Here is a 23326-nt window from a genome sequence, read left to right as displayed (position 1 = left end):
TATGAGTATAAAAAATAGCATTGCAGAGACAATAGGGAATACCAGTCTCGTCAAGGTACCATCACTTAGTCGATTAAGTGGTTCAACTATTCTTTTGAAATGTGAATACCAAAATCCTGGCGGCTCAATAAAAGATAGAGCTGCTTTGCAAATGGTTTTAGATGCTATTGATTCAGGTCAATTAAAACCGGGAATGACTATTGTTGAAGGAACCGCTGGCAACACAGGTATCGGTTTGGCGCTGGTAGCAAAGGCTCTTGGTTTTGAAATGTTAACGGTCATGCCAAAAGGGCAAACCATCGAGAAAGAGCGAATGATTGCTTTACATGGTTCTAAGCTACACTTAGTCGAACCTTGTCCTTTCGCCGATCCGAATCATTTTTATCATACCGCGAGACGGCTTGCTGAAGAAAATGATGATTATTGGTGGGCCAACCAATTTGAAAATACTAGTAATTATAAAGCGCATTATGAAACCACAGGGCCAGAAATTTGGCAGCAAACGGATGGTAAGATAGATGCTTTAGTTTCGGTCTGCGGAACGGGCGGTACTATCGCCGGTTGCTCAAGCTATTTGCAAGAGCAAAACTCAGACGTTAAAACTTGGCTGGTCGATCCTGACGGTTCGGGTATTTATAGTTATTTAAAAGATGGAGATTATAAAGCTAGCGGCAGTTCTTTTACTGAAGGCATTGGTATTATGCGTACGGTAGAAAATTTTAGACTTGCCAAAATTAATAAGGCTATAACTTTGCCTGACCAGGATTTAGTGACTATTTCTCGTTCTGTACGGGATAAGGATGGGATTGTGCTTGGTAGTAGTTCAGCTTTGAATTTGGCTGGAGCATTATTTGTGGCTGCTCAAACCGAAAGAAATGGTCAATCCAATAGTACTATCGTGACCTTTGCCTGTGATGGTGGCGAGCGTTCTTACTCGAAGCTTTACAACCCTCAGTTCTTGGCTGAAAAAGGGATTGACCCCAACAAGGAAACCATTGAGCAACTCTATCAGCGATACCTAAGCTATCCGCTAACGCAAATTGTTAACCTTAAATAATACTTTTATAAGGCTGCGATAATGCAGTTAAAGAGGAACAACTCTATATTTAGCTAGAGATTTAGCTGTTTCAATTAACGGCAGGCCAATCAAAGCAGTTGGATCTTTAGATTCAATAGCTTCAAACAACAGGATTCCTAGACCTTCGCATTTAAAAGATCCCGCACAATCAATTGGATTCTCACGTTCGATATAGTTTTTGATTTGTTGCTGGGTTAATTCTTTAAATGTGACCTTAGTTGTGACTACACTAATATCATTGGGCTCGCTGATTCCATTAGTGACGCAAACCGAGGTATAAAAATAGACGCTTTTACCAGAACAGCTAGTGAGTTGTTCGATTGCATTGGTTTGATTGCCTGGTTTGCCCATGATTTTTCCATCCAATACACAAATCTGATCTGAACCAATGATGATAGATTGTGGATATTTGACTGCAATGGCTAATGCTTTTTGTTGCGCCAGACGAGCTACATGCTCAATAGGTTCTTCATCAGGGAAAGGGGTTTCATCTATATCAGGAGATAGACAGTCGAAATTATCAAGAATTCTACTGAGCAATTCTTTTCGATAGACAGAGGAGGAGGCCAGGATGATTTTATTATATTTTTTCATTGATAAATGACTTTCAAAGATGAGTTTTTTATAAAATTGACTCATTTTTGAGTGAAAATCTTTAGAAAGCAAGAAAATGATGCTAAACCCTAGAAAAATAGTGGTTTTTAGTGGCATTTCTTTTGACTCAGACACAAGATATGGGTATCATTGCGCGCCTATGGCGACTCGTAGCTTTCCTGAGCGGATCGATCCTTTTAAATTTGCCGAAGTTGGCAAGCTTATTGATGGGATCTTCGCGACAGCATATTTCGATAGACTTTGTTTGGAGTTACACTCTGACAAGGGAGAAATTGCTTGTAAAATCAATGGTCTAAAAGACTATGATACAGGCAGAAGAATGCTGAAGCTTGAGGTTTCAGGAGAAGTAGAGTTGGTTTGCCAAGGTTGTACAGAGCCATTTATCCATAAGATGGAGCATGTTCGAATTTTGTATCCTTGTTATAATGAGGAGCAAATGAAGTCAGTGCCAGAAGATGGTGAGGCTGTATTAACTGAGGAAGATGGATTAGATATAAAGTCAGCGGTTGAAGATGAGCTGATTTTATCGCTTCCACTGATACCATTATTTGGTGAGTGCGAAGCGTTGGAAGTATACGAAGTAGGTGAGCTTCCAGAATTAACAGATGAAGAGGCTGAGAAAGAAAATCCTTTCGCAGCGTTAAAAAATTTAAAGATTTAGATTATATATCAGGAGACTGAAATGGCTGTTCAAAAGAGTAAAGTAACTCGTTCACGTCGTGGTCAACGTCGTTCACACGATTCATTGACTGCGGAAACTTTATCAGTAGAAAGCGAAACTGGTGAAGTACATCGTCGTCACCACGTGACTAAAGATGGTTTCTATAAAGGTCGTAAAGTAGTTTAATTCAGTTCTCGTCAGTTTTTGAGCGAGAAAAGCTTAAACCAGTTTAATAAGATTGGTATATAAGCTACTGATTTACTATACTAGACTGCATGAATCAATCATTCAGTCAGACTCAAAAAGAAAATAAGTCTATTGCTAATAATAAAACGTTGGCAATAGATTGTATGGGGGGCGATTTCGGCCCCTCAGTTATTATTCCTGCGGCTTTAAAAGCCTTAGCTAACCATTCTGATTTACACCTCTTTTTAGTGGGTAAAGAAGAAGAAATTAGCCCTCTAATCAAAAAACATCCTGGTTTTCATGAGCGTATTCACTTGCAAGATACTCGTGAAGTTATTGCTATGGACGAAAAACCAAGCCGTGCCATCCGCTCCAAAGCCGACTCTTCATTGCGTAAAGCGATTGAACTGGTTAAAGATGGCCAAGCGCAAGCCTGTGTTAGCGCTGGCAATACTGGCGCTTTAATGGCTTTGGCCACTCTTTTGCTTGGCACCTTGTCAGGAGTTGAGCGGCCTGCGATAGTCGCTGAGCTGCCTAATCGTCAGGGAACAGAAACCCATATGCTTGATCTAGGCGCTAATATTGAAGCCACAAGTGAGCAGTTAGCTACATTTGGCGTTATGGGCTCAGTACTAGCTGAAGCTATTAGCGAACAAGTGACTAAGCCGAAAGTGGCTTTGCTGAATATTGGTGAAGAGGCAATAAAAGGACGTGATAGCATCAAGTTGGCAGCTGGTTTATTACAGCAACAGGCAGATCTCAATTATTGCGGTTATATCGAAGCTAATCAGATATTTAACGGCGATGTGGATGTCATTGTATGCGATGGTTTTACGGGCAATAACGTTTTGAAAGCCAGTGAAGGGATTACACGATTCCTGTATGATCGATTAAAAGCAGAGTTTGATTCAAGCTGGAAAAATAAACTGGCGGCTCTAATGGTTAAACCGGTATTAAATGCTTTTAAAAAGCGTATCAACCCCGACCAGTATAATGGTGCAAGTCTGTTAGGATTACGCGAAATTGTGATTAAAAGTCATGGTTCGGCTGATGAGAAAGCCACTTTGGCGGCTATCAATAAAGCCATTATTGAGATTGAACGACAGGTTCCACAAAAGATTCAAAATAAAATTTCGGATCTGTTAAACGCACAAGAAACAAGTGAATAAAGCAAGTGCTAATAATTTAGGTATCAAAGTGAAGAATTCAAAAATATTAGGTTTAGGAAGCTACCTTCCGGAAAAAGTCTTAACGAATGAAGACTTAGAAAAAATTGTTGATACGACGGATCAATGGATCACAGAAAGGACTGGTATTAAAAAGCGCCATATCGTAGCCGATGACCAAAATGCTTCTGATTTAGGCATTGAAGCTGCTAAAAGGGCAATGGCTGATGCAGGTGTTATTGGTTCAGACATTGATATGATTATTGTTGGAACGGCTACTCCAGATAAAATGTTCCCAGGAACTGCTTGTTATATTGGTGATGCTATTGGCGCTAATGGCGCCCCTGCATTTGATGTGACGGCAGCTTGTCCTGGTTTTATATTTGGTCTAAGTATTGCTGATCAATATATTAAAACAGGCTTTGCTAAAAATATTTTAGTCGTGGGTACAGAAGTTTTATCACGTCTAATGAATTGGGAAGACAGAAGTACCTGTGTGATTTTTGGTGATGGTGCTGGCGCTGCGGTATTAACCGCTAGCGATGAGCCAGGGATCTTATCAACTCATATTCATTCTGATGGTTCTTATGGCGACTTACTATTTGGTAACAATGGCATTCGTGGTCAATTAGGGGACTATCCTGAACCACAAATTGTTATGCGTGGTAATGAAGTATTTAAAGTAGCAGTTAAAACATTAAGTGCGATCGTGGATGAAACACTAGCCGCTAATAATCTTGAGAAAGAAGATATTGATTGGTTAATTCCGCATCAAGCCAATATAAGAATTATTCAAGCTACCGCAAAAAAATTAGGCGCCGGAATGGATAAAGTTATTGTTGCAGTCGATCAGCATGGCAATACTTCCAGCGCATCGATTCCACTTGCTATGGATCAAGCGATTAAGGATGGCCGCGTTAAACGTGGCGATTTATGTTTGTTGGAGAGTTTTGGCGGTGGCTTTACTTGGGGCTCCGCTCTAATTCGATATTAAATTAAGAGTTAAATTGTCATGAGTGCTTTGCTATTTACGCATGGCATAAATATTTAAAAATAAATTTAAAATTAAATTATGAATAAAAGTGCATTTATATTTCCTGGTCAGGGATCTCAAACCGTAGGTATGTTGGCAGATATTGCTGAGGAATTTTCGGTTATTGAAGAAACTTTTGCTGAAGCAAGTGAAGCTTTGGCTTATGATCTTTGGGAGTTAGTACAAAAAGATGAAGAGGGTAAGTTGAGTCAGACTGAATTCACCCAGCCAGCTCTGTTAACCGCATCAATTGCTTTGTGGCGTTTATGGAAGCAGCAAGATAAACCACAGCCTGAGTATTTAGCAGGTCATAGTTTGGGTGAATATAGTGCCTTAGTCGCGGCAGAAGTTATATCGTTGCAAGATGCTGTAAAACTGGTAGAAGCTCGTGGTCAATTTATGCAGCAAGCAGTTCCTTCAGGTACTGGTAAAATGGCTGCGATTATCGGCTTAGGAGATGAAGAAACTCGACAGGCTTGCATTAGTTCTGCGCAAGGTGAAGTGGTAGAAGCAGTTAACTATAATTCGCCAGGGCAAGTTGTCATCGCTGGTTCCGCTACAGCGGTAGAGCGTGCAATGGAAGCTTGTAAAGAAGCTGGTGCTAAGCGAGCGCTGCCGCTTCCAGTAAGCGTACCTTCACATTGTGCGTTAATGAAACCGGCAGCAGACAAATTGTCTGAGATGCTGGAATCGATTGAATTTAATGCGCCTAAATTTGCTGTAATTAATAATGTTGATGTGGCGGTAGAGTCTGAATCTAACGGTATTAAATCAGCACTGGTACGCCAGCTTTATTCACCAGTTCGTTGGACTGAAACAGTGCAAAAGCTAGCTGAAAGTAATATCGAGAATCTTTACGAATGCGGTCCAGGTAATGTCTTATCAGGGTTAGCTAAGCGAATAGATCGCAGTTTAAATTCTAAGCAATTATCGAAATTGGATTCTTTTGAGGAACTTTCCTAGTTTATAAAAGCAGCCTTCGAGCTGCTTTTTTTATGTCTTATAAAGTAACTAATCAGACCAATAGTTAATGGTAGTCCTGTAAAAACTTTGCTAATCTTGCCAACAATTAAATTCATAATAAATACGAGAAACTTATGAGTGAGACACAAAAGATTGCTTTAGTAACAGGTGCAAGTCGTGGTATCGGTCAAGCCATTGCCCATAAACTAGCAAAATCAGGCGCGAAAGTAATTGGTACTGCTACTTCAGATACTGGTGCAGAAAAAATTTCCGAGAATTTCAAAGCCGCAGGTTTGGACGGAGTAGGCATGTGCTTAAACGTCACCGATCCTGAATCTATTGAGAGCGTGCTAGACACCATCAAAGGTGAGTTTGGCTCTACACCACAAATCTTAGTTAATAACGCAGGCGTAACGCGTGATAATTTATTGATGCGCATGAAAGACGACGAGTGGGAAACCATTATGAACACCAATCTAACTTCGGTCTTTCGTCTATCAAAAGCCTGCTTACGCGGCATGATGAAAGCCAAGTGGGGCAGAATCGTCACCATCGGTTCAGTGGTTGGCACTATGGGTAATCCTGGGCAGGCAAACTACTCAGCCGCTAAAGCTGGCTTGATTGGTTTTTCTAAATCCTTAGCTCGAGAAATTGGCTCACGCGGGATTACCGTCAATGTTGTGGCGCCCGGTTTTATCGATACGGATATGACCAAAGCTTTAAATGATGATCAAAGAAAAGTGATGCTTGATCAGGTACCAATGGTACGTTTAGGTTCGCCAGAAGATATTGCTAATGCAGTTGGTTTTTTAGCCAGTGATGATGCGGGGTATATTACGGGTGAGACTATTAACGTTAATGGCGGCTTGCACATGATTTAAAGTTAAAGAGCTTTAAAAATAACTTTTTGTCACAATATAGTAATGTACACCAGGTCTGACCTTTGCTTAAAATGTGAAATGAGACTTGCTACTTTGCGTGGTTTAATTAAAATACGCACGCAATAACTAATTTGCGTTATATACGAGGATTTTATACAGATGAGTAATATCGAAGAACGCGTTAAAAACATCGTAGTTGAACAACTAGGTGTTAAAGAAGACGAAGTAACTACAGAAGCTTCTTTTGTTGACGATTTAGGTGCTGATTCACTTGATACAGTTGAGTTGGTAATGGCTTTAGAAGAAGAGTTTGATACTGAGATTCCTGATGAGGAAGCTGAGAAAATCAATACTGTTCAAGCTGCTATTGATTACATCAAGGCGAACGTAGACGCTTAATTTCACTCGTCTGAAATATATAAGTGCTAAAATGGGTAAAATGCGAAAGTGTTTTACCCATTTGTTTTTTAGGGCTATAAAACGCTCGTTTAACTGATAAATATAAGAGGGTAGTTCCTTGGGAAAGCGTAGAGTGGTAGTTACTGGCTTAGGCATGTTAAGTCCTTTAGGTAACAATATTAAAGATTCTTGGGATGGTATCTTAGCGGCTAAAAGCGGTGCCAATATGATTGAAGACTTTGATGCTAGCAATCTCAGTACTCGTTTTGTATGTTCGGTTAAAAACTTTAATGCAGAGCCGGTATTAGCTAAAAAAGACGCCCGTAAGATGGATATCTTTATCCAATACGGCATAGTCGCTGGCGCTGAGGCTTGGGAAGACTCAGGTTTAGTCGTTACTGAAGAAAATGCTAGTCGCATAGGTGCTTGTGTTGGCGCTGGTATTGGGGGCATGACTACCATCGAAGACACCTCAATTTTAAACCATGAGCGTGGGCCTCGTAGAATTTCTCCATTTTTTATCCCTGGCTCTATTATTAATATGATTTCTGGCCATTTATCCATTAAATATGGATTAAAAGGACCCAATATATCTATTGTTACTGCTTGTACAACGGGCGTTCATTCAATCGGCCATGCGGCACGTATGATTGCTTATGGTGATGCTGACGCAATGATTGCTGGTGGCGCAGAAAAAGGCTCTACACCAGTCTCTTTGGGCGGCTTTGCGGCAGCGAAAGCACTTTCAACTCGTAATGATGAGCCGCATGCAGCTTCGCGTCCTTGGGATAAAGATCGCGATGGTTTTGTCATGGGTGATGGTGCTGGTGTTATGGTAGTTGAAGAGTATGAACACGCTAAAGCTCGCGGCGCTAAGATTTATGCTGAATTAACAGGCTTTGGCATGTCTGGTGATGCTTTCCATATTACTTCACCGCCAGCCGACGGCGAAGGTGCCGCCAGTGCTATGCAAAATGCTTTGAATGATGCGGCAATGAACCCAGAAGATATTCAATACATTAACGCTCACGGTACTTCAACCCCAGCGGGTGATAAAGCTGAAACCGCTGCAGTTAAGACTGTTTTTGGTGAGCATGCTAAAAAAGTTATGGTCAGTTCAACAAAATCCATGACTGGCCATTTATTGGGCGCCGCAGGCTCTGTAGAAGCTATTTACAGTGTTTTAGCTATTCGCGATCAAGTAGCTCCGCCAACCGTTAATTTAGACAACCCTGATGAAGGTTGTGATTTAGATTATGTCCCGCATACCGCTCGCCAAACAGCTATAACCAATACAGTGTGTAATTCTTTTGGTTTCGGTGGTACTAACGGATCGTTAATTTTCAGCAAAATCTAAACATTAGCTACAGCTTAAGTTTTAAAGGCAAGTTTCTACTTGCCTTTTTTATTGTTATTATCATTAGTAGTACTTATCAAATAAAAGCCAGCAGATGCATAAAAAGAGCTTATTGCTACTGATAGTCATTATGAATTTAGTCTCTACGTCTATATCTAGTAAAGTTCCAGAAAGTGCTCGCTCTAAAAAGGTTATTAGTAGAGTCAGTAGCCCGCTAGCACAAGCACTCAAACTACAAGGGCTTGAGCTGGGTTCGCCTGTTTATTTCAGGGTTTTTAAACAGGAGTCAACTTTAGAAGCCTGGGTGCAAGAAACTAACACAGATAAGTTTAAACTATTTAAAACATACCCCATTTGTACTTTTTCTGGAAAACTAGGACCGAAGTTAAAAGAGGGTGATCTGCAAAGCCCTGAGGGGTTTTACTTTGTTAAGCCAAATCAAATGAACCCTAATAGTCGCTTTCACTTATCATTTAATTTAGGTTTTCCCAATGCATATGATCGATATCATCAACGCACTGGCAGTGCCTTGATGATTCACGGCAATTGCGTATCAATAGGCTGTTATACCATGACCGATCCATTGATTGAAGAAATTTATATACTCGCCGATGCGGCTTTAAACAAAGGCCAGCCATTTTTTAGAGTGCACGCATTTCCATTTAGAATGAGCCAAGAAAACATGAAGCGTTATAAAAATAATCAATGGTTTAGTTTTTGGGAAAACTTAAAAGAAGGGTATGATTATTTTGAAAAAAACAAATTTCCTCCTAATACTGAGAACAACCAAGGAAGCTATATTTTTAATTAATGAACGCACATAATTTAGACAGAGGCTTGTTATACGGTGATGGTTTTTTCACCACCATGAAAGTAGTCGATAACCAAATTCACCGCTGGCCACTGCATCTTGAGCGAATTAGCTTTTCTGCCGAAAGGCTAAAATTTCATCAACTGGACGCAGATAAAATCTATCATGATTTAATCAACTTTATTGCCAAACAGCCTGAAAAAGATGGTGCTTTAAGACTCACTATTAGTCGCGGTGCCAGCGGTAAAAACGAACGAGGCTATGGGATTCCTAAAGATCCGACTTATCAGTTTTATATGCAGTGGTCGCCATTAAATCTATCTTCAATAGCAGCTTTAGGAAAAGGCGTTACATTAGCCATTTGCGAAACACCCATCAGTCAGAATAAAGCTTTAGCAGGTATCAAGCATTTAAATCGTTTAGATCAAGTATTAGCGACCAGTGAAATTTCTGAAGACTGCTTTGATAGTATTATGCTGAACGGAAAATTCATGATCTGTGGTAGTAAAAGTAATATATATTTTTATGTGAAAAACCGTTGGTTAACTCCAAAGGTCAATAAAGCTGGAGTCAATGGAACAGCAAGGCGCTGGCTACTGCATACCCAAAATAATGTGTATCAGTCCAAGTTTGGTTTGGAAATCCTTGGGCGAGCTGAATATTGTTTGGTTTCTAATGCAATTGTCGGTATTATTCCGGTAACTCAGATCCAATTAGCGGACAAGGTTGTTACCTTTAAAGCTTCTCCTGACTTACAACAGCTACAAGCTGACTATAATAAAGTGACTGTAAACTACTAAAGTTGAACAACCAATTTAAATGAAGAAAAAAATCCCATTATTATTCTTGATCCTCGTCATTGTGTTAGCAGCAGTTACTTGGTTTCAATGGACCAATTATCAAAAGTTTTTAGTGACACCATTAGGCTTAAACTCTGATTTAACTGTAAAGAAAGGCGACTCAGCTTATAAGTTGGGCAAAAAATGGCAGGCGGCAGGGCATATTGATAATTTTTACTATTATCAATTGCTACTCAAGATGCAGCCTGAATTGCGCTCGATAAAAGCAGGTGAATATCAAGTTTCGCCAACCATGACCCCGACAGAAGTTTTAGCAACTTTGGTCGAAGGCAAAGTTAAAAGTTATCAAGTTTCGGTTATTGAAGGTTCTAATATCTATGAGCTCTTTAATAGCATCAGTACCGACTCAAGACTCGACAAAAAGATTAATGACTTAGAACAGCTAAAAGTTGAATTTGGTTTAGCTAATGATGAGTATTTAGAAGGCATATTTTTTGCAGAAACGTATCAGTTTAATAAAGGTGATAGCGATTTAGATATTTATCAAAGAGCTAACCAGCAACTAGCAAAAGTGCTTGAAGAAGAGTGGAACAATCGCGCTCCTGATTTACCTTATGAAGATCCTTATGAAGCTTTGATAATGGCTTCCATTATCGAAAAAGAAACTGCGGTGGCAGCAGAAAGACCTATTATTGCAGGTGTCTTTGTTAGACGTTTACAAAAAGGCATGTTACTGCAAACCGATCCAACCATTATTTATGGGTTACTGCCTGGTTTTGATGGGGATATTCGTCGTAAAGATATCAAAAATCCTCATCCATGGAACACCTATGTTCACAAAGGGTTACCGCCAAGTCCAATCGCTATGGTGGGTCGCGAAGCTATTAACGCTGCTTTGAATCCGCAAGATGGCAAAGCCTTGTATTTTGTTGCCAAAGGCGATGGAACCCATCAATTTAGCGAAACCTTAAAAGAGCATAACAATGCAGTGCGCAAGTATCAGCTTAAGCGCTAATCTGAAGAATAAAGGCAGCAGATAGTTTTATGAGCAAAGCAGGCAAATTTATCACGATTGAAGGTACGGAAGGCGTTGGCAAATCTACCAATATCGCCTTTATAACCCAATGGTTATCCGATAAAGGTATCGAAATAATGCACAGCCGCGAACCTGGCGGCACGCCTTTGGCTGAGGAGATTCGTGAATTATTATTGAATAAGCGCGATGAACAAGTGGATAGTCGTACTGAGCTTTTATTGATGTTTGCTGCTCGTTGCCAGCATGTTTCGCAAAAAATACGACCTGCTTTAGATGCCGGCCATTGGGTATTATCCGACCGTTTCACTGACGCCAGTTATGCCTACCAAGGCGCAGGTCGCGAGTTAGGGTTTGAGCGACTTGAAGAACTTGATGATTGGTCATTACAGGGGTTTAAGCCTGATTTAACCATTATGCTCGATCTACCAATAGAGATTGGTTTAGAACGAGCAGAACAGCGTGGCGAAAAAGATCGTTTTGAGTCTGAGCAAATAGAGTTCTTTAAACGTGTTCGCGATGGTTATTTGGCCATTGCTAAAGCGGAACCTGAGCGCATGAAAGTTATTGATGCGACTGGTTCGATTAAACAAGTTCAACAGCAAATTGAGAAAGTCTTAAGTGAGTTTTATCAAGTTAACTCTCCTGCGATAAACAAGGCAGAGCTATGAGCTTATTTGGCGATGAAGATTTACCGATAGTTGCAACTCGAGAGTCTGAACTCGATTTTTGGAATCAAACATCATTTGAGCAGTTAGCACAGCAATTTCGTTCAGGCTCTATGCACCATGGAGTTTTGTTGCTAGGTGCCGATGGTATTGGTCGTGATGCCTTTGCCGATGAATTTGCTCGCTGGGTACTGTGCCAAAATCATTCAGAAGTGGAGTCAGCTTGCGGTGACTGCAAGTCTTGCCACTTATATGAATCTCAAAGCCACCCCGATTATTATCCTTTAGCAATTGAAGACGGGAAAACTCAAATTGCCGTGGATCAAGTTAGACAACTGATAAGTTCTCTGCAGGAATCTGCTCACCAAAGTGGTTGGAAAGTGGCTAATATCCATCAGGTTTCGGCACTAAATCAAAATTCATACAATGCGCTTTTGAAAACATTAGAAGAACCTCAACCTAAAACTTTGCTGATTTTACAAACAGAACAGTTGCAGCAAGTGCCAGCAACTATTAGAAGTCGTAGTCAGTTATTATCCTTGAGTATTAGTGACCAAGAAGCTATTCAAGCCTGGTTAGAAGATCGAAAAGGACATTCGACTGATGATTTAACTTTAGCCTTGAATCTATTTCCACAAGCGCCTTATAAAGCTGAAGATTTTGCGAATAATGGCGATGCTTTTAAGTGCGGTGAATTTATTTTCGATATCGCTTTTTTACTGGAAGCTAAAGAGCCTGCGTTAGCTTTAGCAGAAAAATGGTTACCTGATGTAGAAGATTGTTGCCTGTGGATGCAGTTGATGATGCGTGATTTGTTGCTGTTTGCGCAAACCAATAATAAAGACTTAATTGCTCTGAAAGGGCAGCAAGAGGCGATAGAAATCATATGTGGCATCCTTTCAAACCAAGGTTTGCTGCAGCTTAATGACAAAATCATCGAACTGAGAAGCTTGATAATGAAGAAAAGTCCAGTTAACCTAAGCTCATCGTGGCAGTCTTTACTTATTTACTGCACACAATTAGCACAAAAATTTAGAAGAATTGCTTAGAAATCAACAACAAGATAATAGCAGAGCAATAACTAAGGAACACTCATGAAAATTGAACGTACCGGCCCAGGCATATTAACCATTACCTTTGTGGATAAGGACGATCTCTATGCCTCTTATATGCCATTTGTTGAAAACGGTGGCGTTTTTATTGAAACCGGCAAAGATTATAACTTAGGTGATGAAGTCTTTATGTTGCTAGCCTTGATTGACGATCCTGAAAAGTTACCTATCGCCGGTAAAGTTGCTTGGATTACTCCAAAAAATGCTCAAGCTAATCGTAGAGCGGGTATCGGCATCCAATTTAGCGATCAAGACCAAGGCAAAGTTAAAAGCAAAATTGAGAATTTCCTAGTAGGACGTTTAGATTCGGAGAAGGCTACTCATACCATGTAGCCTTCAGAGTTATTCTTCTTAAACTTTATCCAACCACTTCTTTTTAATACAATCTATCAAGACAGATTTAATATTTAATTTCAGGCCGCTAGATGTTAATTGACTCCCATTGCCACTTAGATCGCTTAGATTTAAGTCAATACGATGATGACTTAAATAAGGCGTTAGATTTTGCCCGAGCTAAAGGCGTAGGCCATATGCTTTGTGTCGGCATCACTATGGATAAATTCCAAGATGTTTTATCCATTGCTGAAGCGCATGATGACATTTCATGCTCAGTGGGAATTCATCCTCTTTACGACGCAGTTGCTGAAACTGATGTGGATTTATTAGTGGAGAAATCTCAGCACCCAAAAGTCGTGGCAATTGGTGAAACCGGATTAGATTATTTTTACAATAAAACTGCTGAGAACCATGTTCTACAACAAATGAGTTTTCGCAAGCATATAGAAGCTGCAAGAATTGCTAACAAACCAGTTATTGTTCATACCCGTGATGCACGTCAAGATACTCTCGATATTTTGCGTGAAGAAAAAGCAGAGGAGTGCGGCGGCGTTTTACATTGTTTCACTGAAAGCTGGGAAATGGCAAAGGCGGCTTTGGACTTAGGTTTTTACATTTCATTTTCAGGCATTGTAACTTTTAAAAATGCAGAAGAGTTAAGAGAGGTTTGCCGCAAGGTCCCGCTTGACCGTTTACTAATAGAAACTGATTCGCCGTACCTGGCGCCTGTTCCGTACCGTGGCAAATCAAATCAGCCCGCTTATGTTAAAGAAGTAGGGCAGTTTGTAGCTGATTTACATCATGTTAGTTTTGAAGAAATTTGTGAAATAACTTCCAGCAATTTTAATAGCCTATTTAATAGTAATATCAAATAAGCTGATATTTTTACATCAAGACTATCGAGTCATAAGTTACAGTTTAAATCTCAAGGTCAGACCAGAAGATAAGCTCTGGTGAAACTCGATGATATTGCGTATATTTCCATCACAGATTTTTATGTCAACAAACCTTAAGAAAAGACTATGTCAAAAGCATTATTAGAGCACTGGGATGATATCCTTTTATTGGATGAGCAATTAACCGAAGAAGAGCGCATGATCCGCGATGCTGCGCGTGATTATTGCCAAGAAAAGTTAATGCCACGGATCCTAGAGGCCAACCGTCATGAAAATTTCGATCGCGAAATTATGAACGAGTTAGGAGAGTTGGGTTTATTAGGCTCAACAATCGATGGTTATGGTTGTGCTGGGGCTTCTTATGTGGCTTATGGTTTAGTAGCTCGCGAAGTAGAACGTGTTGACTCCGGTTATCGTTCAGCACTATCGGTTCAATCCAGTTTAGTTATGCATCCAATTAATGCCTATGGCACTGAAGCGCAAAAAGAAAAGTTCTTACCTAAATTAGCAACGGGTGAATGGGTTGGCTGTTTTGGTTTAACTGAGCCAGATTCTGGTTCAGATCCTGCTAGCATGACCACGCGCGCTAAGAAAGTTGATGGCGGTTATCAATTAACCGGCAATAAAATGTGGATCACCAACTCGCCGATAGCCGATGTTTTCGTGGTGTGGGCGAAAGATGATGCTGGTGATATTCGTGGCTTTATCCTTGAAAAAGGCATGCAAGGCTTGTCTGCACCAAAAATCGAAGGCAAATTCGCTTTAAGAGCCTCGATTACCGGTGAAATTGTAATGGATGAGGTATTTGTTCCTGAAGAGAATAAATTCCCTGAAATTAAAGGCCTCAAAGGACCTTTTGGTTGTTTAAATGTCGCTCGATACGGTATTTCATGGGGCGCATTAGGCGCAGCAGAGTTCTGCTGGCACGCAGCGCGTCAATACGGTATGGATCGTAAGCAATTCGATAAGCCATTAGCCTCAATGCAGTTATTCCAGAAAAAGTTAGCGGATATGCAAACAGAGATTAGTTTAGGTATGCAAGGTGCTTTAAGAGTAGGGCGCCTGATTGATGAGAAAGCGTTCAAACCTGAAATGATTTCTTTAGTGAAGCGTAATTCTTGTGGTAAAGCGCTTGATATTGCTCGCTTAGCGCGTGATATGCATGGTGGAAATGGTATTGCTGATGAATATCATGTAATTCGTCATGCGATGAATTTAGAAGCTGTGAATACCTATGAAGGCACGCATGACATACATGCCCTAATCCTTGGTCGTTCACAGACGGGTTTGCAAGCTTTTATGTAAGTTAAATAAATTTAAATCTTCGATGTCACAAAAGGAGCTTTCATAGCTCCTTTTTTATATCTGCTTTCTATCGCAGAGAGCTAGTTTAAATGCTGGTTTGCGGCTCTAAATTTCAACCTATAATGCCAATTTTCTATCGATTTGATGGATTTTTGTGGGTTTACACATTTTTTCACATTCTTTTTCTTGTAATTTACTTAAATTTACGCAACCTTAGGCATAGTAATGCGTCTTTTAAGATAATATGAAAAAAGATGTTTTCTACAGCCAGAAAGACATACTCATGAATGAAGGTAATAAATGAAGTTTGAAGCAAAATTCCTAACAAAATCCTTAGTAACTTCCCTGTCTGTTGCGCTGGGACTCTTAATTGGCACCGTGGCTGCTGATGAAAGCAAGCCAACAAAATTTGATCAAAGTGAATATCAGATCCCAGCATCTGCTAGCAAAAATTTGATGCCGGAAGATAAGCTTAGAAGAGCTGGGCAAATCAACAGCTCTATCTTAATGCAGCTTCATTACGAACATCCAATCTTTGATAATAAATTGTCTAAAGAATCATTTAAGCAAATGATTAAAATGTTTGATCGTAACCGCATATTCTTTTTGGCCTCTGATGTGGAGCAATTTAAAGTATTTGAAAAGAAAATTGATGACGCTATTCGAACAGGAAGAATTGAGCTAGGTTATGATTTTTTTGAGATGTATGAAGAGCGTTATAGAGACAGATACAGTTTTGCCTTAAAAGCTTTAAATCAAAAATTTGATTTTGACCAAGAAGAAGATTTTCAATTTGATCGCCGTGAGAGTGAATGGTTTAAAACAAGAAAAGAGCAAGATGACTATTGGTTAAAAAAAGTTAAATATGATGCTTTAAATCTAAAGCTTGCTGATCAATCGGATGAGCAGATTAAAGAAAAGCTGACTAAACGTTACAAAAGCAATATCCGTCGTATGTCACAAACCAATAGTGAAGATGTATTCGGCTTTTTTATGAATGCAATTAATGCATCAATCGATCCTCATACTACCTATTATACTCCTCGCCAGTTTGAAGACTTTAATATTAACATGAGTCTTAAACTACAAGGCATTGGCGCAGTGTTGACGCAAGAAGACGAATTTACCAAAGTTGTTCGTATCGTGAGTAAAGGGCCTGCTTATAAATCCGGTCAGTTACATAAAGACGATAAAATTATTGGTGTCGGGCAAGGTGACAAGGGTGAAATTGTTGACGTGATTGGTTGGAGAAATGGTGACGTCGTAGACTTGATTCGTGGTGAAGCAGGTTCAATCGTTCGCCTACAAGTTATTCCTCATACTAGCGGCGGTGATGCAGCTGCAAAAGTTGTTCGTCTTATTCGTGAAGAAATTAAATTAGAAGACCAAGCTGCAAAAGGTGATGTATTAGAAGTTAAGCAGGGCAATGACACTTTAAAATATGGTGTCATAGAATTGCCATCGTTTTATGCCGAAACGGCTTTCTCTTCAAGTGACTCTAAAGAGCCTACCAGCACCACATCTGATGTTAAGCGATTAATTGCTGAATTAGAAAAGAAAGATATACAAGGTCTAATCATTGATCTAAGAAATAACGGTGGCGGATCCTTGAATGAAGCGGTCGATATGACAGGGTTGTTTATTGATAAAGGCCCTGTTGTTCAAGGCAAAGATTTCGAGGGTAATGTTCGGGTATTGCGAGATAGTGATGGAGAAACCTTCTATAAGGGTCCTCTAGCTGTGATGGTTAATAACGGTAGTGCCTCTGCATCAGAAATTTTTGCTGGCGCTATCCAAGATTATGGTCGTGGCATAGTGGTCGGTGAAAATACTTTCGGTAAAGGTACTGTGCAAACCGTTCGTGAATTAAGCCGCTTGGTACGTAACCCAGAGTTTGATATGGGAGCGTTAAAGTTCACCATTGAGAAGTTTTATAGAGTTACCGGTGAAAGTACCCAGCTAGAAGGCGTTAAGCCTGATATCAGCTTCCCGAGCTTTTATGCATTAGATGAATATGGTGAAGCTTCGTACGATAATGCTTTAGATTGGGATACCATCAAAACCACAAACTTTGATGCTAAAAACGATGTGCAGAATTACCTTAGCTATTTGATGGACTCTCATAGCAAAAGAGCAACCACTAACAAGCAATTTGAAAATCTGCTAGATGATGTTGCTCATGTAAAAAAAGAACGGAATAAGAAAAGTATTTCGTTAAATTATAAGCAGCGATTGGCTGAGCGATTAAAAAATGAAGAGAAAACTTTAACTAGAGCCAACGCGAAGCAATTGGCACAAGGCAATAAGCCATTTAAAGATTTAGATGCTTACGAAAAATATATTAAAGATCAAGACGAAGTTGAGCGTAACTATAAGGGCATTAACTTCGAAGGTGATTTTTTATTGTATGAAACTGCAAATATCTTACAAGATTTTATCGCCGTTCAAAGTAACCCTAGCTTAGCGAAGCTAGAACCAAAGAAAGAAGTGAAAATAAATTAACACTGCTTAACCAGCAAAGGCCAGCAACACTGCTGGCCTTTGCTGGTTTTGTGGTCGCTCCTTAACGATAGCCTCACACAATTTTGGATAATGTGTGAACTGAAAATTATAAGTTATAACAGGATAGTAATTCATGAAGACAGCCGCTTTAACTTCCATTGTTAGCATTTTTATTAGTTTTAATTTAGGCGCCGCCATTGTTCAGTCAAAAGGTGATTTTGAAGATAAATTTAGACAATTAGAGGAAGTTCTTCCAACTCCTAATGATTACCGTAATGCGGCTGGAGAGCCAGGTAGAGACTATTGGCAACAAAAAGTAGATTATAAAATTGACGTTACGCTTGATGAATCAAAGCGCGTTTTAACCGCGAAGCAAAAAGTTGTCTATCATAATAACTCTCCTTATAGCTTAAAATACTTATGGCTACAGCTAGAACAAAATAAATTTAAAGAAGATTCTATCGCTAATTTATCGGCTGATTTTGGTGGTATTGGCCGTAGAGGGCCTACAACGTCAGCTCCGGCGGCGGATAAGCCAGCTAAAATAAGCTATGGGGCGTTACGTGCACAACAATGGCTTGCCGACCATGACGTGGGTTATAAAATCTCTAACGTTCGAGATGCAGAAAATAAAGCTCTTAGATTTGTTATTAATAGTGCGCAAATGCGTATCGATTTACCAAAGCCTTTAAAGTCAGGCGAATCTTTTGAATTTAACTTGGATTACCAATATCAACTACTTGAAGAAAATGCAGTTTCAGCTCGCGCGGGCTACGAACACTTTCCTGATGATGTTAGAAAGGGCGGTAATGATATTTTCTTAGTTGCGCAATGGTTTCCAAGACTAGCTACTTATTCTGACTACGAAGCATGGCATAACAAAGAGTTTCTTGGTCGCGGCGAGTTTACTTTAGAGTTTGGCGACTATGACGTTTCAATAACAGTTCCTGCGGATCACATAGTCGCCTCAACGGGTGTTTTAACGAATGATGGTGAAGTTTTAACTGCTAAACAAAGACAGCGATTAAAGAATGCAAAAGATGCTAAACGTCCTGTATTTGTTGTCACTGCAGAAGAAGCGTTAGAGAACGAGCGTGCAGGTACTGATAAAGTTAAGACATGGAACTTTAAAGCAGAAAATGTACGAGATTTTGCTTGGGCTTCTTCCAGAAAATTTATGTGGGATGCAAAAGGTTATGCGCAAGAAAGCGAGACTATGCCGCATGTCATGGCCATGTCATTTTACCCCAAAGAGGGCGGTGACTTATGGAAAAAGTATTCAACAGAATCTGTAATTCATACTATGGAAGTTTATGAACGCTTCACGTTTGACTACCCTTATCCGACTTCGATAAGTGTTAATGGTCCTGTTGGTGGTATGGAATATCCAATGATTACTTTCAATGGTCCCAGAACCACTTGGCATAAAGATGGCTCCAGAACCTATACCCAAGCAGAAAAGCGTTTTTTGATTGGAGTAGTTATCCATGAAATTGGACATATTTATTTCCCAATGATTGTTAACTCTGATGAACGTCAATGGACCTGGATGGACGAAGGGCTGAATAGCTTTTTAGATGGCGTAGCAGGGCGCGAATGGGACCCTAATATTCCTTGGGGTGTAGAGCCAAGAGACATTACTGGTTACATGAAGTCTAATGTCCAAGTGCCAATTATGACTCAGTCTGACAGCGTTTTACGCCTTGGACCTAATGCTTATACGAAACCCGCTGCAGCATTAAACATTTTACGAGAAGTGATTCTAGGGCGTGAATTATTTGATTTTGCTTTTAAAGAATATGCAACTCGTTGGAAATACAAACGCCCGACACCTGCTGACTTTTTTAGAACGATGGAAGAAGCTTCAGGCGTAGACTTAGACTGGTTTTGGCGTGGTTGGTTTTATACTACGGACCATGTCGATATTTCGGTAGATAAAGTTTATAAGTTGCGCCTGGATACTCAAGACCCAGACATTGAATTCGATCTATTACGCAAAGAAGAAGCAGATAAACCAACTTCATTATTTGTCGAAAGAGAGCGTGATGCCGGCAACGAAACTTGGATTGACCGTAATCCAGATGTAAAAGACTTTTATGATGAAAATGATCGCTTTACAGTGACTAATAAAGAGCGCAACAAGTACCAGCAAAATTTGGCAAATTTAAAACCTTGGGAGCGCAAAGTCTTAGAAAGGGCAGTTAAAGAAGATAAGAACTACTATGTGATTGATTTTTCAAACATTGGTGGCTTAGTTATGCCTATATTGTTGCAACTTGAATATGAAAATGGCGATACCGAGATGATGCATATTCCTGCTGAAATATGGAGACGCTCGCCAAAAGCTGTCAGTAAACTGATTGTTACTGATAAAGAGTTGGTACAAGTAACAGTTGATCCAAAATGGGAAACGGCTGATGTTGATATGGAAAATAATCATTATCCCCGTCGTATTATTCCTTCAAGAATAGAGGCCTTTAAATCAAAACCTAGTACCGATAAAGTACGCCGTGACATAATGCATGACATTAAAACAGAGAAAAAAGAACCAAAAGAAAAACCTTATAAAAAGTAATGAAGTTTTTTAATTATCCATTATGTTTCTTGCTACTGGCTTGCATATTCTGCAAGCCAGTTTTAGCTCATAAGCTAAATGCAGCGGAAAGTACCATAAAATACAACATTCGCACTGAAACTGTCGAGATCGTTCATAGGTTTTACCTGCATGACGTGAATCACCTTACTCAAGCTTTAGCTGCAACCGATAAGACAATTAACAGCCAGGAAGATAAATACCAAGTTTTTGCAGATTATATCCTCAATAATCTCGAAACGGTTATTGGTAGCAATAACGAAAGTACTGATATTAGTTTTATTGGTTCTGAAGTTGAGAATAAATATTTCTATATTTATCAAGAATATACAGGTGACAAATCAAGTAATACATTTAATAGTTTGTCAGTTGATATATCCGCTATGAAGAACCGATGGAAGCCAAAGTATTGGTTATTTCATGTCGAATTACCGGCAAATCTTAAAGAAAGTTTCGTACTAGACAATAACAGCTTAAGTCACAAAGCGACGGACTAGCATACTATCCTGTTTATATAATAAATCAGTTCCTTTTTGCGCATAATTTATATTATGTTAAATAATGAATTATAAGCAATTATTATTTAAATGGACTTTGGACGTCCAAGAAACTCTTTAACAATTCTCCAAGTAACCTATTAACTTTAATAACCATCAAGAATTGAGTTAAAATTTATGCGAAAAGTATCCAAAGAAATATGAGTATTATTAAAATAGTGCCACAACCATAACCCTCAACTTCATCATCATCTAATAGTTTAGAACTATGTAAGCGATTTAATTCTTTATTCATTTGTTTCTCCCAACCTTTGGGTAATTCAAATGATATAACCTCTTCTACTACACGAGTTTCTGAATTTGGGTTTGTAATTCCGCTATTAAGTTCATCTTCAATTTGAGCAGAAATGTCGTCTAATACTAATGGGATTCTTTTAAATTTTAATATTTGATTACCAAAGTTATTGCTGAGCAGATTAAGTATTTTTGAATATCGCTTACTAACATGTGTAAAAAAAAGTTTTTCTTCAAATTCTACTATAGACTTTAAATAGTCCCTTATTAATTTGCTTATATGATGTATTTCAGTAACATCACCTTCTACACCAGGCTCACCCCAACTACTATTTAGTTTGTTTATCAATGGAATTAAAGGGCTCACTAACTTTTTTTTCTCAGCGAGTTGCTGTTGAACCCAATCATAAACCTCATGATCTTTTATATGAGTTTGGTCCTTAATGTATAAGCCATCGCGTAGATCATTTAAACGCTGGAAGATTGGGGTGTTAAAATATTTGAGTAACTCTGCTGTTAACCTATATTCCCAAACTGGTGGCTTATCAATAACGATTCTTTTAATTATTGCTGGATAGTCTGAAAACTCTTCTGTTAAATTCATATTCTTCTGATGAAGAATTTTGTCAGTAGTATTACCAATATTATTTAATGTGTATTCATCATGAACTTCTCTCCATACAAATAAAACTTCGCTTGAATACTGGTTTTCATCTGAATCTATTAGTTTGTGGCAATTTCGACATAGCCAAATGGCATTAGTGATTTCAGAGCGTGCTTTATCACTCATCTTCTCAAAATATCTTTTAGAACCCTTTCTAGCTCCGTAAATGTGTGCGGCTTCGCCTATTAAAGTGCTTTTATGTTGATCTGTATTAGCGCCGACAGTTAATTTTCTGCAGTCAGGATTAGAACAAGTGTAGGCTGCCCTCTTTGCCAATAATTCCTTTGTGTTTTTACTGAAATCAGGTCCCATTTGCAATACCTATGCTTCAAAGTGCTGCCACTTTAAGTTTTTACAAACACCATCTAATCCAGGAAACATAGTGTTCCAGCTTATTCCCATTAGTTGTAATTCTTTGAGCACCATTTTTCGTTCAAAAATAGGAATGCATACTCTTCTTAAAATTTTAGGCCGATTGAAACCTTGTAAATACAGCTCGATATTATTGATATTGCTAAACATTGTTACAGATTGCTGTGGTAAAGTTCTCGGATTGTTAAAACTGCTCAATTCTAACGATAGAACTAAGTTTATTGGCGTATACAAATAAATGTCTTCAAATAATTTATTTTGATGATTTCTTTTAAAGTATTCATCGTCGAAAATAAATATTGACACGTTTCCATCATTATTTTCTTTAGCGTTATGAAAAGCGAAAAAAGCTGCAATGTAAGGACTTTTAGTCCAGTCTAGAAGAGGTGTAGGATAGCCGTGATGTTGTGCTAAATGTAGTAGCTTAGCTAATGAGGCATTAGTATTAGTATCGTACATATTGTTAGTAGATGAATTAATATGATGCTCTACTTCTTTAAATTCGTTATCTAAATAGCTTGGGATGTCGCTGTGGCTAAACCTATGAAATGAAGTCTGTAAAGCCCAATCTTGCTCTTGTCCTCTAAAAAGTTTTCCAGAGCTTTCAGTAAGAATAAATGATTTGAATTCATTCCAAGTAGTTACTTCACTTTCAATAATGCTCTTATCAACAATACTTTTATTAATGGCAAATGAGTCAAGTATTTCTTTTGAGTTGTTATTCCACCTATAAGTCTTGACGTTAATAGCTGTTCTTCCTGAAAAGAGCTCTCCACTAAAATTAATTTGTTTATTAAACTTTATTTCATAGGATTCCTCTAACTCAACAATTTGATTTTTTGATAATAATCTTCCGTCTATAGTATAAACTCCAATAATATGTGTAACACCAGATAATGAGGTTTCATTTATTGTGCCAATGAAAGTTGAATACCCCCAAATTGAAATCTTTTTATCTTGGCTTATCAGTGCTGTTAATTCTGAAATTGTTCCTTCGATTTCTCCTTGCGATTCAATCAAATTTACTTTTATATAAGAGCCGTCACTTTTTGTGCCACTCCATTGACCGGTTAAACTCATAATCTATCCTGTTTAATTGAATTA

General features: G+C 38.9%; 23 protein-coding genes. 20 read left to right on the top strand and 3 right to left on the bottom strand.

Annotation, left to right across the window (positions count from 1 at the left end; all coding sequences use genetic code 11):
* Position 1 precedes the first annotated feature (1 nt).
* Positions 2 to 1057, top strand: a complete 1056-nt coding sequence (locus tag GJS41_RS01980; protein WP_154245663.1) for a cysteine synthase A — start codon at positions 2 to 4, stop codon at positions 1055 to 1057.
* Between the two features lie 27 nt (positions 1058 to 1084).
* Here the strand turns inward: GJS41_RS01980 and GJS41_RS01975 are convergent, their stop codons facing one another.
* On the bottom strand, positions 1085 to 1807 hold the full coding sequence (locus tag GJS41_RS01975; RefSeq protein ID WP_370515594.1) for a nucleoside triphosphate pyrophosphatase: 723 nt from the start codon (positions 1805 to 1807) through the stop codon (positions 1085 to 1087).
* A gap of 25 nt (positions 1808 to 1832) precedes the next feature.
* On the opposite strand from GJS41_RS01975, the gene GJS41_RS01970 reads away from it, so the two are divergent.
* The 19 genes from GJS41_RS01970 to GJS41_RS01880 all read left to right on the top strand — a co-directional run bounded on the left by GJS41_RS01970 (position 1833) and on the right by GJS41_RS01880 (position 20892).
* Positions 1833 to 2354 carry a YceD family protein gene (locus GJS41_RS01970; RefSeq protein WP_154245662.1) on the top strand — a complete coding sequence of 174 codons (522 nt, stop codon included), beginning with the start codon at positions 1833 to 1835 and terminating at the stop codon, positions 2352 to 2354.
* Between the two features lie 21 nt (positions 2355 to 2375).
* Positions 2376 to 2540, top strand: a complete 165-nt coding sequence (gene rpmF / locus GJS41_RS01965) for a 50S ribosomal protein L32 (RefSeq protein WP_154245661.1) — start codon at positions 2376 to 2378, stop codon at positions 2538 to 2540.
* An 89-nt stretch (positions 2541 to 2629) separates the two neighbouring features.
* Complete coding sequence (plsX, locus tag GJS41_RS01960) at positions 2630 to 3709, top strand: phosphate acyltransferase PlsX (protein WP_154245660.1); 1080 nt, start codon at positions 2630 to 2632, stop codon at positions 3707 to 3709.
* Between the two features lie 28 nt (positions 3710 to 3737).
* On the top strand, positions 3738 to 4700 hold the full coding sequence (locus GJS41_RS01955) for a beta-ketoacyl-ACP synthase III (protein ID WP_370515668.1): 963 nt from the start codon (positions 3738 to 3740) through the stop codon (positions 4698 to 4700).
* A gap of 78 nt (positions 4701 to 4778) precedes the next feature.
* Positions 4779 to 5702, top strand: a complete 924-nt coding sequence (gene fabD / locus GJS41_RS01950) for an ACP S-malonyltransferase (protein ID WP_154245659.1) — start codon at positions 4779 to 4781, stop codon at positions 5700 to 5702.
* Positions 5703 to 5836: 134 nt separating this feature from the next.
* Positions 5837 to 6583 (top strand): 3-oxoacyl-ACP reductase FabG, encoded by a 747-nt coding sequence (gene fabG / locus GJS41_RS01945; protein ID WP_154245658.1) that lies wholly within the window; start codon positions 5837 to 5839, stop codon positions 6581 to 6583.
* A 159-nt stretch (positions 6584 to 6742) separates the two neighbouring features.
* Entirely contained in the window at positions 6743 to 6982 is a 240-nt protein-coding gene (gene acpP, locus GJS41_RS01940) for an acyl carrier protein (protein WP_154245657.1), read from the top strand.
* Between the two features lie 118 nt (positions 6983 to 7100).
* Positions 7101 to 8339 carry a beta-ketoacyl-ACP synthase II gene (gene fabF / locus GJS41_RS01935; protein ID WP_154245656.1) on the top strand — a complete coding sequence of 413 codons (1239 nt, stop codon included), beginning with the start codon at positions 7101 to 7103 and terminating at the stop codon, positions 8337 to 8339.
* A 130-nt stretch (positions 8340 to 8469) separates the two neighbouring features.
* Positions 8470 to 9150 (top strand): murein L,D-transpeptidase family protein, encoded by a 681-nt coding sequence (locus GJS41_RS01930; RefSeq protein WP_227551225.1) that lies wholly within the window; start codon positions 8470 to 8472, stop codon positions 9148 to 9150.
* On the top strand, positions 9150 to 9950 hold the full coding sequence (gene pabC / locus GJS41_RS01925) for an aminodeoxychorismate lyase (RefSeq protein ID WP_154245654.1): 801 nt from the start codon (positions 9150 to 9152) through the stop codon (positions 9948 to 9950). The genes GJS41_RS01930 and pabC overlap by 1 nt, the downstream gene beginning before the upstream one ends.
* 19 nt (positions 9951 to 9969) lie before the next feature.
* A complete protein-coding gene (gene mltG, locus GJS41_RS01920; protein WP_154245653.1) occupies positions 9970 to 10965 on the top strand; it encodes an endolytic transglycosylase MltG in 996 nt (331 codons plus the stop codon).
* Positions 10966 to 10994: 29 nt separating this feature from the next.
* Entirely contained in the window at positions 10995 to 11654 is a 660-nt protein-coding gene (gene tmk / locus GJS41_RS01915; RefSeq protein ID WP_154245652.1) for a dTMP kinase, read from the top strand.
* Positions 11651 to 12700: a DNA polymerase III subunit delta' gene (holB, locus tag GJS41_RS01910; RefSeq protein WP_154245651.1), complete on the top strand. Its 1050-nt coding sequence runs from the start codon at positions 11651 to 11653 to the stop codon at positions 12698 to 12700. Before tmk ends, holB begins: the two co-directional genes overlap by 4 nt.
* A gap of 45 nt (positions 12701 to 12745) precedes the next feature.
* Positions 12746 to 13096, top strand: coding sequence for a PilZ domain-containing protein (locus GJS41_RS01905; RefSeq protein WP_154245650.1), 351 nt, complete (start codon positions 12746 to 12748; stop codon positions 13094 to 13096).
* Between the two features lie 92 nt (positions 13097 to 13188).
* A complete protein-coding gene (locus GJS41_RS01900; RefSeq protein ID WP_154245649.1) occupies positions 13189 to 13974 on the top strand; it encodes a TatD family hydrolase in 786 nt (261 codons plus the stop codon).
* Positions 13975 to 14121: 147 nt separating this feature from the next.
* Complete coding sequence (locus tag GJS41_RS01895) at positions 14122 to 15300, top strand: acyl-CoA dehydrogenase (protein ID WP_154245648.1); 1179 nt, start codon at positions 14122 to 14124, stop codon at positions 15298 to 15300.
* 300 nt (positions 15301 to 15600) lie between these two features.
* Entirely contained in the window at positions 15601 to 17802 is a 2202-nt protein-coding gene (locus GJS41_RS01890) for a carboxy terminal-processing peptidase (RefSeq protein WP_154245647.1), read from the top strand.
* A gap of 133 nt (positions 17803 to 17935) precedes the next feature.
* A complete protein-coding gene (locus GJS41_RS01885) occupies positions 17936 to 20377 on the top strand; it encodes a M1 family metallopeptidase (RefSeq protein WP_154245646.1) in 2442 nt (813 codons plus the stop codon).
* Positions 20377 to 20892, top strand: coding sequence for a DUF6702 family protein (locus GJS41_RS01880; protein WP_154245645.1), 516 nt, complete (start codon positions 20377 to 20379; stop codon positions 20890 to 20892). The genes GJS41_RS01885 and GJS41_RS01880 overlap by 1 nt, the downstream gene beginning before the upstream one ends.
* 175 nt (positions 20893 to 21067) lie before the next feature.
* Here GJS41_RS01880 and GJS41_RS01875 read toward each other — a convergent pair whose 3' ends face one another.
* Positions 21068 to 22162, bottom strand: a complete 1095-nt coding sequence (locus GJS41_RS01875; protein WP_154245644.1) for an HNH endonuclease — start codon at positions 22160 to 22162, stop codon at positions 21068 to 21070.
* Positions 22163 to 22171: 9 nt separating this feature from the next.
* Positions 22172 to 23302: an FRG domain-containing protein gene (locus GJS41_RS01870; protein WP_154245643.1), complete on the bottom strand. Its 1131-nt coding sequence runs from the start codon at positions 23300 to 23302 to the stop codon at positions 22172 to 22174.
* Between the last annotated feature and the right edge of the window lie 24 nt (positions 23303 to 23326).

Source organism: Kangiella sp. HZ709, from assembly GCF_009674675.1.
GTDB lineage: Bacteria > Pseudomonadota > Gammaproteobacteria > Enterobacterales > Kangiellaceae > Kangiella.
Note: the sequence above shows the minus strand (reverse complement) of the source record. Positions and strands in the feature narration are given on the sequence as shown.

Excerpts from the sequence above, each read along its gene's own strand:
- GJS41_RS01980 (WP_154245663.1), top strand. The coding sequence starts at position 2 with ATGAGTATAAAAAATAGCATTGCAGAGACAATAGGGAATACCAGTCTC.
- GJS41_RS01970 (WP_154245662.1), top strand. The coding sequence starts at position 1,833 with ATGGCGACTCGTAGCTTTCCTGAGCGGATCGATCCTTTTAAATTTGCC.
- rpmF (WP_154245661.1), top strand. The coding sequence starts at position 2,376 with ATGGCTGTTCAAAAGAGTAAAGTAACTCGTTCACGTCGTGGTCAACGT.
- plsX (WP_154245660.1), top strand. The coding sequence starts at position 2,630 with ATGAATCAATCATTCAGTCAGACTCAAAAAGAAAATAAGTCTATTGCT.
- fabD (WP_154245659.1), top strand. The coding sequence starts at position 4,779 with ATGAATAAAAGTGCATTTATATTTCCTGGTCAGGGATCTCAAACCGTA.
- fabG (WP_154245658.1), top strand. The coding sequence starts at position 5,837 with ATGAGTGAGACACAAAAGATTGCTTTAGTAACAGGTGCAAGTCGTGGT.
- acpP (WP_154245657.1), top strand. The coding sequence starts at position 6,743 with ATGAGTAATATCGAAGAACGCGTTAAAAACATCGTAGTTGAACAACTA.
- GJS41_RS01930 (WP_227551225.1), top strand. The coding sequence starts at position 8,470 with ATGAATTTAGTCTCTACGTCTATATCTAGTAAAGTTCCAGAAAGTGCT.
- pabC (WP_154245654.1), top strand. The coding sequence starts at position 9,150 with ATGAACGCACATAATTTAGACAGAGGCTTGTTATACGGTGATGGTTTT.
- mltG (WP_154245653.1), top strand. The coding sequence starts at position 9,970 with ATGAAGAAAAAAATCCCATTATTATTCTTGATCCTCGTCATTGTGTTA.
- tmk (WP_154245652.1), top strand. The coding sequence starts at position 10,995 with ATGAGCAAAGCAGGCAAATTTATCACGATTGAAGGTACGGAAGGCGTT.
- holB (WP_154245651.1), top strand. The coding sequence starts at position 11,651 with ATGAGCTTATTTGGCGATGAAGATTTACCGATAGTTGCAACTCGAGAG.
- GJS41_RS01905 (WP_154245650.1), top strand. The coding sequence starts at position 12,746 with ATGAAAATTGAACGTACCGGCCCAGGCATATTAACCATTACCTTTGTG.
- GJS41_RS01900 (WP_154245649.1), top strand. The coding sequence starts at position 13,189 with ATGTTAATTGACTCCCATTGCCACTTAGATCGCTTAGATTTAAGTCAA.
- GJS41_RS01895 (WP_154245648.1), top strand. The coding sequence starts at position 14,122 with ATGTCAAAAGCATTATTAGAGCACTGGGATGATATCCTTTTATTGGAT.
- GJS41_RS01890 (WP_154245647.1), top strand. The coding sequence starts at position 15,601 with ATGAAGTTTGAAGCAAAATTCCTAACAAAATCCTTAGTAACTTCCCTG.
- GJS41_RS01885 (WP_154245646.1), top strand. The coding sequence starts at position 17,936 with ATGAAGACAGCCGCTTTAACTTCCATTGTTAGCATTTTTATTAGTTTT.
- GJS41_RS01880 (WP_154245645.1), top strand. The coding sequence starts at position 20,377 with ATGAAGTTTTTTAATTATCCATTATGTTTCTTGCTACTGGCTTGCATA.
- GJS41_RS01875 (WP_154245644.1), bottom strand. The coding sequence starts at position 22,162 with ATGGGACCTGATTTCAGTAAAAACACAAAGGAATTATTGGCAAAGAGG.
- GJS41_RS01870 (WP_154245643.1), bottom strand. The coding sequence starts at position 23,302 with ATGAGTTTAACCGGTCAATGGAGTGGCACAAAAAGTGACGGCTCTTAT.